Annotated in this window: 1 pseudogene; it reads right to left on the bottom strand. The window is 57.3% G+C overall.

The window, feature by feature from the left end:
- A pseudogene (locus AEQU1_RS16250) lies at window positions 1-211 on the bottom strand (hypothetical protein); the annotation flags it as partial.

The raw sequence follows: 211 nt of genomic DNA, 5'->3' as shown, positions 1-211 counted from the left end.
GGTCACCGTGTGCCCCCCAGGCGATACGTTTTCAAAGATATTGCTGTCTTGGAACGGACCGTCGTCCAGTTGGTACACGTAGGTACCCTCACCCACCGCAGTCACCTCGATGGTGTGGCTGTCGGCAAAGGCGCCATCCACCAGCACCGCACCATACTCAAAAGGTGGTGATGATACCGTAACCGTGGCACTGGTTGTGCTCTCGCAGTTG

Origin of the sequence: Aequorivita sp. CIP111184 (genome assembly GCF_900489465.1) — a bacterium.
Classification (GTDB): domain Bacteria; phylum Bacteroidota; class Bacteroidia; order Flavobacteriales; family Flavobacteriaceae; genus Aequorivita.
The sequence above is the reverse complement of the archived record's forward strand: the minus strand, read 5'-3'. Positions and strand labels throughout refer to the sequence as shown.